Raw genomic sequence first — 10,274 nt, forward strand, 5'->3', positions numbered from 1 at the left:
CGGACCCGGCACGCACAACACGCGTGGGACCGCAAGAGTGCCTATTCGGCCAACAGTGCGGTCCGGTTCGTTCGAGGAACAGGCGTCCGGTTAGGCTCGACACATGCATGCCTGGCCCGCTTCTGAGGTCCCCGCCCTTCCCGGTAAGGGCCGCGACCTCCAGATCCACGACACCGCGACCCAGGGGAAGATCACCCTCGACCCCGGGCCCGTCGCCCGCATCTACGTCTGCGGCATCACCCCGTACGACGCGACCCACATCGGTCACGCGGCGACCTACAACGCGTTCGACCTCGTTCAGCGCGTGTGGCTCGACACCAAGCGGCAGGTTCACTACGTCCAGAACGTCACGGACGTCGACGACCCCCTCCTGGAGCGGGCCCTGCGCGACGGCCACGACTGGACCGAGCTCGCGGAGCGCGAGACGGCCCTGTTCCGCGAGGACATGACCGCCCTGCGGATCCTGCCGCCGCAGCACTACATCGGCGCCGTCGAGGCCATACCGGGCATCGTGCCGCTGGTGGAGCGGCTGCGGGACGCGGGCGCGGCGTACGAGCTGGACGGGGACGTCTACTTCTCGGTGGAGTCCGACACCCACTTCGGCGGCGTGTCGAACCTCGACGCGGAGGCCATGCGCCTGCTGTCCGCGGAGCGCGGCGGGGACCCGGACCGCCCGGGCAAGAAGAACCCCCTCGACCCGATGCTGTGGATGGCCGCGCGTCCGGGCGAGCCCAGCTGGGACGGCGGATCCCTCGGCCGGGGCCGCCCCGGCTGGCACATCGAGTGCGTGGCCATCGCCCTGGACCACCTGGGCATGGGCTTCGACATCCAGGGCGGCGGATCCGACCTGGCGTTCCCGCACCACGAGATGGGCGCCTCGCACGCGCAGGTCCTGACCGGCGAGTTCCCGATGGCCAAGGCGTACGTGCACGCGGGCATGGTCGCGCTGCACGGCGAGAAGATGTCGAAGTCCAAGGGCAACCTGGTCTTCGTCTCCGCCCTGCGGCGGGCCGGCGTCGACCCGGCGGCGATCCGCCTGGCCCTGCTGGCGCACCACTACCGCGCCGACTGGGAGTGGACGGACGGGGTCCTCGCGGAGGCGGAGGCCCGCCTGGCGCGCTGGCGCGCGGCCGTGTCCCGCCCGGACGGCATTCCGGCCGACGCGCTGGTCGAGGAGGTCCGCGCGGCCCTCGCCGACGACCTGGACGCGCCGGCGGCGCTCGCGGCCGTGGACCGCTGGGTCGACGCCCAGAACGCCACGGACGGCACCGACACCGCGGCCCCGGGTCTCGTCACCCGCACGGTGGACGCCCTCCTCGGCGTGGCCCTGTAACACCCCCGGGCGCAGCCCCGGCCGCCGAGGCCGGACGGGCTGCGCCCGGGCACTGCGTGGCCCTGCCCCCGCCCCACGCCGGCGGGGCCAGATGATCCCGGCGGGGCGGGGGCGCGCCGGGGCCGCGTGCCTACGGTGCGGCGCCGTTGCGGGGGCTCTGCCCCGGCGCCGCTAGGGCTGGGGGATCGCCCCGGCACCTCTACGGCTGGGGTGGCTCCCCGGGGCCCGTGGTGTCGTCGTCGCCCGGCTCCTGTCCCGGTCCGGACCCGGACTCGGGGTCCGGACCGGGGTCGGGGTCCGCGGCCCGCCTCGGCGGCCGCGTCCGCCCGGACGAGGTGTCCCGCAGGTACGACCCGTCACCCGCGGCCCCGCCGGGCCCCGGCTCGGTCCCCGGATCCCGCCTGCGCAGGTACCGCTCGAACTCCCGGGCGATGGCGTCCCCGGACGCCTCCGGCAGGTCCGCGGTGTCCCGCGCCTCCTCCAGCGTCTGGACGTACTCGGCGACCTCGCTGTCCTCCGCGGCCAGTTGGTCGACGCCCAGCTGCCAGGCCCGCGCGTCCTCGGGCAGCTCGCCGAGCGGGATCCGCAGGTCGAGCAGGTCCTCCAGCCGGTTCAGCAGGGCGAGCGTGGCCTTCGGGTTGGGCGGTTGGGAGACGTAGTGGGGGACCGCCGCCCACAGGGACACGGCGGGGACCCCGGCGTGGGTGCAGGCCTCCTGGAGGATGCCGACGATGCCGGTCGGGCCCTCGTACTTGGTCTCCTCCAGGTGCATCGTGCGCGCCAGGTCGGGATCCGAGGTGACCCCGCTGACCGGCACCGGACGGGTGTGCGGGGTGTCGCCGAGCAGGGCGCCGAGGATGACCACCATCTCGACGCCCAGTTCGTGGGCGAAGCCGAGGAGTTCGTTGCAGAACGACCGCCACCGCATCGACGGTTCGATGCCCCGTACGAGCACGAGGTCGCGCGGCTTCGCGCCGCCGATGCGCACCACGGACAGCCGCGTCGTCGGCCAGGTGATCTTCCGTACCCCGTTGTCCAGCCACACCGTCGGCCGGTTGACCTGGAAGTCGTAGTAGTCCTCGGCGTCGAGCGCCGCGAAGACCTCTCCCTTCCACTCCCGGTCCAGGTGCGCGACCGCACCGGAGGCCGCGTCACCCGCGTCGTTCCAGCCCTCGAACGCGGCCACCATGACCGGGTCGATCAGCTCGGGCACGCCCTCAAGCTCGATCACCCAGGTCTCCTTCCCAAGTTCCTTGTGTACGTGGGCCAGCCTAAGCCTTGTGGGGACGGCGGCCACAGCCCACGACAGAGGGGCGGTTCCCCTCGGAACCGCCCCTCTTCCCCACCTTGCGGGAGGCTATGCCTTGCGGCCCAGCATCTCCTCGACGCGGCCGCGGACCGCGTCGTCGTCCAGACCGCGGATGGTCACCGTGGTGCGGCGGCGGAGCACGTCGTCGACGGTCTCGGCCCACTCGAAGTCGCGGGCGTAGGCGACCTGCGCCCAGATCTCCGGGCCGTCCGGGTGGATCCGCTCGGCCAGCGCCGGGTCCTCGTTCGCCAGGCGGGCGATGTCGAAGGCGAGCGAGCCGTAGTGGGAGGCCAGGTGGCGGGCGGTCAGCGGGTCCATGCGCGCGCCGGGCTCGCGGTCGACGAGCAGGCGGTGCGCGACCGCGTTCGGGTTGGCGACACCGGGCAGCGGGACCCGGCGGACCAGCGACTTCACCGGCTCCATGTCGTCGGTCAGCGGGCTGCCCGGGAGCTTGGCCAGCTTGTCCATGACCACGCGGCCGATGTGGCGGTACGTGGTCCACTTGCCGCCGGCCACCGACAGCATGCCGCCGGCACCCTCGGAGACGACCGTCTCGCGCTTGGCCTTCTCGACGCCGCCGGGGCCGCCGGGCAGCACGCGCAGGCCGGCGAAGGCGTACGTCATCAGGGAGCGGTCCAGGTCGGCGTCCTTCACGGAGAAGGCGGCCTCGTCCAGGATCTGCTGGATGTCCTTCTCGGTGGCGCGGACGTCCGCCGGGTCGCCCTCGTACACCTCGTCGGTGGTGCCCAGCAGCAGCTGGTCCTCCCACGGCAGGGCGAAGGTGATGCGGTACTTGTCGATCGGGGTGGCCATGGCGGCCTTCCACGGCGACTTGCGCTTCATGACGATGTGCGCGCCCTTGGAGAGGCGGATCGACGGCAGCGCGTGCTTGTCCTCCATGCGCCGCAGGTGGTCCACCCACGGGCCGGTGGCGTTGAGCACGACGCGGGCGTCGACGCCGAACTCGGTGCCGTCGAGGCGGTCCTTGAGCTCGGCACCGGAGACCCGGCCGCGCGTCGTGCGCAGGCCGGTGACCTCGGCGTGGTTGAGGACGACGGCACCGGACTCGACGGCCGCGCGGACCGTCATGACGGCGACGCGGGAGTCGTTCATCTGGTGGTCGTAGTAGACCGCGACGGCCTTGAGGTTGTCCGTCTTCAGACCGGGGTTGTCGGCGACGGCACGGGCCGGGGATATGACCTTGCCCATGCCGTCGCCGAAGGCCGAGAGGGCGGAGTAGGCGAAGACGCCCGCGCCCAGCTTGGCCGCACCCACCGGACCGCCCTTGTAGACCGGCAGGTAGAAGGTGAGCGGGTTGACCAGGTGCGGGGCCACGTCCTTGGCCAGCACCCGCCGCTCGTGGTGGTTCTCTGCCACCAGCTTGACCGCGCCGGTCTGCAGGTAGCGCAGGCCGCCGTGGACGAGCTTGGAGGAGGCGGAGGAGGTGGCGCCGGCGAAGTCGCCGGCGTCCACCATGGCCACCCGCAGACCCGACTGCGCGGCGTGCCAGGCCACCGAGGTGCCCAGGATTCCGCCGCCGATGACCAGCAGGTCGTACGTGGCCTTCGACAGCTGCTCACGGGTCTCGGCGCGGCTCGCGTTCGAGCCGGCGGTCGGGTGCGTTCCCAGGGCGGGGACGCTCTGCAGGGTGCTCATGATCTCTTCAGCTCCTCATCGGTTCGTCGGCTGGTGCGGTCAGCCGGCGTTTTCCTCGTCGATCCAGCCCATGGACCGCTCGACGGCCTTGAGCCAGTTCTTGTACTCGCGGTCCCGCTGGTCGGCGGGCATCCGCGGGGTCCACTCGGCCGCGCGGCGCCAGTTGGCGCGCAGGGCGTCGGTGTCCGGCCAGAAGCCGACGGCGAGGCCGGCGGCGTAGGCGGCGCCGAGGCAGGTGGTCTCGGCGACCATCGGACGGACCACGGGGGCGTCCAGGAAGTCCGAGAGCGTCTGCATCAGCAGGTTGTTGGAGGTCATGCCGCCGTCGACCTTGAGGGCCGTCAGCTCGACGCCCGAGTCCTTGGTCATGGCGTCGGTGATCTCGCGGGTCTGCCAGGCGGTGGCCTCCAGGACGGCACGGGCGATGTGCGCCTTGGTGACGTACCGGGTGAGGCCGGCGATCACACCGCGGGCGTCGGAGCGCCAGTACGGGGCGAACAGGCCGGAGAAGGCGGGCACGAAGTAGGCGCCGCCGTTGTCCTCGACGGAGGAGGCCAGGGTCTCGATCTCGGCCGCGGACTTGATCAGGCCCATCTGGTCGCGCATCCACTGGACGAGCGAGCCGGTGACGGCGATGGAGCCCTCCAGGGCGTAGACCGGCTTCTGGTCGCCGATCTGGTAGCCGACCGTGGTCAGCAGGCCGCTGTAGGAGTTGATGACCTTGTCGCCGGTGTTCATCAGCATGAACGTTCCGGTGCCGTAGGTGGACTTGGCCTCGCCCTCGGCGAAGCAGGTCTGGCCGAAGAGGGCGGCCTGCTGGTCGCCGAGCGCCGAGGCGACCGGGACGCCGGCGAGGACGCCGTCCTTGACGTGGCCGTAGACCTCGGCGGAGGACTTGATCTCGGGGAGGACGTTCAGCGGGACGTCCATGGACTCCGCGATGCGCTCGTCCCAGGCGAGCGTGTGCAGGTTCATGAGCATCGTGCGGGAGGCGTTGGTGACGTCGGTGACGTGCACGCCGCCTTCGGCGCCGCCGGTCAGGTTCCAGATGACCCAGGAGTCCATGGTGCCGAAGAGGATGTCGCCGGCCTCGGCGCGCTCCCGCAGGCCCTCGACGTTGTCGAGCAGCCAGCGGACCTTCGGGCCCGCGAAGTACGAGGCGAGCGGCAGGCCCGTCTCGCGGCGGAAGCGGTCCTGGCCGACGTTGCGGCCGAGCTCCTTGCACAGGGCGTCGGTGCGGGTGTCCTGCCAGACCAGCGCGTTGTGCACCGGCTCGCCGGTGTTCTTGTCCCACAGGACGGTGGTCTCGCGCTGGTTGGTGATGCCGATCGCCTTGACGTCGGCGGCGGTGATCTCGGCCTTGGCGATGGCGCCGGCGACGACCTCCTGGACGTTGACCCAGATCTCCTTGGCGTCGTGCTCGACCCAGCCCGGCTTCGGGAAGATCTGCTCGTGCTCCTTCTGGTCGACGGCGACGATGCGGCCGTCGCGGTCGAAGACGATGCAGCGGGAGGAGGTGGTGCCCTGGTCGATGGCGGCGATGAACGGGCCGGTGCTGCTGGTCATGTGGCTGCTCCTGGCAGGGTCTATGAAGAGTGCGGAATCAGGTGGGCGGTGCGGATCTTACGAGCGCGGGGCCGTGCTGATCAGGCGAACGCGACGTTGTACAGACCGCCGGCGATGACGGCGCCGACGAGCGGGCCGACCACCGGGATCCAGGAGTAACCCCAGTCGGAGCCGCCCTTGTTGGGCAGCGGGAGCAGGGCGTGGACGATACGCGGACCGAGGTCGCGGACCGGGTTGATGGCGTAGCCGGTCGGGCCGCCGAGGGAGAGGCCGATGCCGACGACGACGAAGGAGGTGATGAGGACGCCGATGACGCCGAGGCCCTTGCCGTTGTCCTGCAGGCCCTGGGTCAGGATCGCCAGGACCAGGACGGCCGTGCCGATGATCTCGGTGGTCAGGTTCTGGACCACGTTGCGGATCTCGGGGCCGGTGGAGAAGATCCCGAGGACCGGGCCGGCGACGTCGTGCGGGTGGGGGTCCTCCGGGCCGAGCTTGGCGTCACGTATGTGCTCCGGGTCCGCCAGGTGGGCGGCGAACTGGCCGTAGTAGGTGACCCACATCAGGACGGCGCCGAGCATGGCGCCGAGGAGCTGGCCGGCGAAGTAGACCGGAGTGTCGCTCCAGTCGCCGTTCTTGACTGCGAGGCCGACGGTGACCGCCGGGTTGAGGTGTGCACCGGAGAGCGGGGCGGAGACGTAGGCAGCGATCAGTACGGCGAAACCCCAGCCGAAGGTGATCGAGAGCCAGCCTGCGTTGCGGGCCTTGGAGCTCTTGAGGGTCACGGCGGCGCAAACACCACCGCCGAGCAGGGTGAGCAGGGCGGTACCGATGGTCTCGCCGAGGAAGATGTCGGAGCTGGACACCCGCGACTCCTTTGTCTTACGTCCAGGGGTGCGCGGACACGGGGTCGTCCCGGCCCGCGTGCGCGCACTCGGTGAGTGGTTCACCGGTCCTTGGCCTTGTCCCACCCTAGCGCGTATTGCCGGTAGGTGTTCGACAATGCCGACCGATGAACGGCAGTTTTTCGCCCAGGTGAAGAACGCGTCAAGGGTTGGCCAGGCCAATGTGTCGGATCGTTACCACGCCGTGCGGTAGATCGAAACAAGCCATCCGATGGCCGATATATGGCAGCAAGACAGCAGAAAACGGCCATGGAGTGGCCGGGAACGTGCGGGTGAGGGGCTAGAACCGGCCCGCGCCGAGGTCGCGGGAAACCGCTCGCGCGCAGTCGCGCACCGAGGCCACCAGGCTCGCGCGCGGCTCCCCGGACTCCCCGCAGACGCGTTCCACCGCACCCGCCACCGCCACCGCACCCACCGGCATCCGGCGGCGGTCGTGGATGGGCGCCGCCACCGAGGCGACGCCCTCCCAGGTCTCCTCGACGTCCGAGGCCCAGCCGCGCGCCCGGGTCAGGTCCAGCACCTCTTCGAAGCCCGCCCCGTCCGTGACCGTCCGCGGCGTGAACGCCTCGCGCTCGGCCTCCAGGGCCTCGGTGTGGGCGACCGGGTCGTACGCCGACAGGACCTTGCCCAGCGCCGTGGAGTGCAACGGCTGCATGGCCCCCACCTCCAGCACCTGGCGGCTGTCGTCGGGGCGGAAGACGTGGTGCATGATCAGCACCCCGCTCTGGTGCAGCACGCCCACGTACACGCTCTCGCCGCTCGCCCGGGCCAGGTCGTCGGTCCACACCAGCGCCCGCGCGCGCAGCTCGTGCACGTCCAGATAGCTGTTGCCCAGGCGCAGCAGCTCCGCGCCCAGCTGGTAGCGGCCGGAGGCCTGGTCCTGTTCGACGAAGCCCTCGGCCTGGAGCGTGCGCAGGATGCCGTGCGCCGTGCCCTTCGCCAGTCCCAGGGAGCTCGCGATGTCCGAGAGGCCGAGGCGGCGCTCACCGCCGGCAAGGAGCCGCAGCATCGCAGCGGCTCGTTCGAGCGACTGGATGTTCCGTGCCATGGTGTGCAGCCTCCTGCTGACGTAGTTCGACAATGCTGAACACTATCGGCCCATGTCGACCTTGCGCATGGTTGGCCATATGTTCAAGCCGAGGCCGCCCGGGGCACACCCGACCGACTCCCCGGCACAGGATGCAGTCCGCCACGTGGGACGCCCTCACCGGGGTTGCGAAGGCGCGGTTACCCTGACCGCGTGCACCCTTGACACAGCAAGGGTGCAAAGCCGACAGCCGTCGCATCCCAGGGAGCTCTCATGGCCTCGTTGCCGAACCCGCCCGCAGACACCCAGACCCGGGCCGATGCCCTCCGAGAGGCGCTCGCGACCCGCGTGGTCGTCGCCGACGGGGCCATGGGAACGATGCTCCAGGCGCAGGAGCCCACCCTTGAGGACTTCCAGCAGCTGGAGGGCTGCAACGAGGTCCTGAACGTGACCCGGCCCGACATCGTCCGCTCGGTGCACGAGGCCTACTTCGCGGTCGGCGTGGACTGCGTCGAGACCAACACCTTCGGCGCGAACTTCACCGCACTGGGCGAGTACGACATCCCCGAACGCAACTTCGAGCTGTCCGAGGCCGGCGCCCGGGTGGCCCGCGAGGTGGCCGACCGGTTCACCGCCGAGACCGGCCAGCAGCGCTGGGTCCTCGGCTCCATGGGCCCCGGCACGAAGCTGCCGACCCTCGGCCACATCCCGTACGACACGATCCGCGACGCCTACCAGGTCAACGCGGAGGGCCTGCTGTCCGGCGGGGCGGACGCCCTGCTGGTGGAGACCACCCAGGACCTGCTGCAGACGAAGGCCTCGGTCATCGGCGCCCGCCGCGCCATGGAAGCGCTCGGGGTGTCGGTCCCGCTGGTCTGTTCGGTGACGGTGGAGACCACCGGGACGATGCTGCTGGGCTCCGAGATCGGTGCGGCCCTGACCTCGCTGGAGCCGCTGGGCATCGACATGATCGGCCTGAACTGCGCCACCGGCCCGGCCGAGATGAGCGAACACCTGCGCTACCTGGCCCGCAACGCCCGCATCCCCCTCTCCTGCATGCCGAACGCGGGCCTGCCGGTGCTCACCAAGGACGGCGCGCACTATCCGCTGACCGCTCCGGAGCTCGCGGACGCGCAGGAGACGTTCGTCCGCGAGTACGGGCTGTCGCTGGTGGGCGGTTGCTGCGGTACGACGCCGGAGCACCTGCGGCAGGTCGTGGAGCGGGTGCGCGGGCTGGCTCCGGTGGCGCGGGAGCCGCGGCCGGAGCCGGGCGCGTCGTCCCTGTACCAGACGGTGCCGTTCCGGCAGGACACCTCGTACATGGCGATCGGTGAGCGGACGAACGCGAACGGGTCGAAGAAGTTCCGCGAGGCCATGCTCGAAGCCCGGTGGGACGACTGCGTGGAGATGGCCCGCGACCAGATCCGCGAGGGCGCGCACATGCTCGACCTGTGCGTGGACTACGTCGGCCGTGACGGCGTCGCGGACATGGAGGAGCTGGCGGGGCGGTTCGCGACCGCCTCGACGCTGCCGATCGTGCTGGACTCGACCGAAGTGGAGGTCATCCGGGCGGGTCTGGAGAAGCTCGGCGGCCGTGCGGTCATCAACTCCGTCAACTACGAGGACGGTGACGGGCCGCAGTCGCGGTTCGCGAAGGTCACCCGGTTGGCGCAGGAGCACGGTGCGGCGCTGATCGCGCTGACGATCGACGAGGAGGGCCAGGCCCGTACCGTCGAGCACAAGGTGGCCGTCGCCGAGCGTCTGATCACGGACCTGACGGAGAACTGGGGGATCGGCGAGTCCGACATCCTCATCGACACCCTGACCTTCACCATCTGCACGGGTCAGGAGGAGTCCCGCAAGGACGGCATCGCCACGATCGAGGCGATCCGGGAGCTGAAGCGCCGACACCCGGACGTCCAGACCACCCTCGGTCTGTCGAACATCTCCTTCGGTCTGAACCCGGCCGCCCGCGTCCTGCTGAACTCGGTCTTCCTGGACGAGTGCGTCAAGGCGGGTCTGGACTCGGCGATCGTGCACGCGTCGAAGATCCTGCCGATCGCCCGGTTCGACGAGGAGCAGGTCTCCACCGCCCTGGACCTGATCTACGACCGGCGCAGCGAGGGCTACGACCCGCTGCAGAAACTGATGGCCCTCTTCGAGGGCGTCAACACGAAGTCCCTCAAGGCCGGGCGCGCCGAGGAGCTCCTCGCGCTGCCGCTGGAGGAGCGGCTCCAGCGGCGGATCATCGACGGCGAGAAGAACGGCCTGGAGGCCGACCTCGACGAGGCCCTGCAGACCCGCCCCGCCCTCGACATCGTCAACGACACGCTGCTGGAGGGCATGAAGGTCGTCGGCGAGTTGTTCGGTTCCGGGCAGATGCAGCTGCCGTTCGTGCTGCAGTCGGCCGAGGTGATGAAGACCGCGGTGGCCCATCTGGAACCGCACATGGAGAAGTCGGACGCGGAGGGCAAGGGCACC

Annotated in this window: 7 protein-coding genes; 2 read left to right on the forward strand and 5 right to left on the reverse strand. The window is 70.8% G+C overall.

Features of this window, described 5'->3' with window-relative positions:
* Positions 1-103: 103 nt before the first annotated feature.
* On the forward strand, positions 104-1,333 hold the full coding sequence (gene mshC, locus ACZ4VL_RS06765) for a cysteine--1-D-myo-inosityl 2-amino-2-deoxy-alpha-D-glucopyranoside ligase (protein ID WP_468196682.1): 1,230 nt from the start codon (positions 104-106) through the stop codon (positions 1,331-1,333).
* 199 nt (positions 1,334-1,532) lie between these two features.
* Here the strand turns inward: mshC and ACZ4VL_RS06770 are convergent, their stop codons facing one another.
* The 5 genes from ACZ4VL_RS06770 to ACZ4VL_RS06790 form a co-directional block, all read right to left on the reverse strand.
* On the reverse strand, positions 1,533-2,564 hold the full coding sequence (locus tag ACZ4VL_RS06770; protein WP_468196684.1) for a PAC2 family protein: 1,032 nt from the start codon (positions 2,562-2,564) through the stop codon (positions 1,533-1,535).
* Positions 2,565-2,690: 126 nt separating this feature from the next.
* Positions 2,691-4,298, reverse strand: a complete 1,608-nt coding sequence (locus ACZ4VL_RS06775; RefSeq protein ID WP_468196686.1) for a glycerol-3-phosphate dehydrogenase/oxidase — start codon at positions 4,296-4,298, stop codon at positions 2,691-2,693.
* A gap of 39 nt (positions 4,299-4,337) precedes the next feature.
* On the reverse strand, positions 4,338-5,864 hold the full coding sequence (gene glpK / locus ACZ4VL_RS06780) for a glycerol kinase GlpK (RefSeq protein ID WP_468196688.1): 1,527 nt from the start codon (positions 5,862-5,864) through the stop codon (positions 4,338-4,340).
* 80 nt (positions 5,865-5,944) lie between these two features.
* Positions 5,945-6,727, reverse strand: coding sequence for an MIP/aquaporin family protein (locus tag ACZ4VL_RS06785; protein ID WP_468196690.1), 783 nt, complete (start codon positions 6,725-6,727; stop codon positions 5,945-5,947).
* A gap of 319 nt (positions 6,728-7,046) precedes the next feature.
* On the reverse strand, positions 7,047-7,814 hold the full coding sequence (locus ACZ4VL_RS06790; RefSeq protein ID WP_468196692.1) for an IclR family transcriptional regulator: 768 nt from the start codon (positions 7,812-7,814) through the stop codon (positions 7,047-7,049).
* 252 nt (positions 7,815-8,066) lie between these two features.
* Between ACZ4VL_RS06790 and ACZ4VL_RS06795 the strand changes: the two genes are divergently transcribed.
* Positions 8,067-10,274 (forward strand): homocysteine S-methyltransferase family protein (locus ACZ4VL_RS06795; RefSeq protein ID WP_468196694.1); only part of this gene is annotated, 2,208 nt, incomplete at its 3' end.

This window comes from Streptomyces sp. NPDC029014 (genome assembly GCF_055564695.1).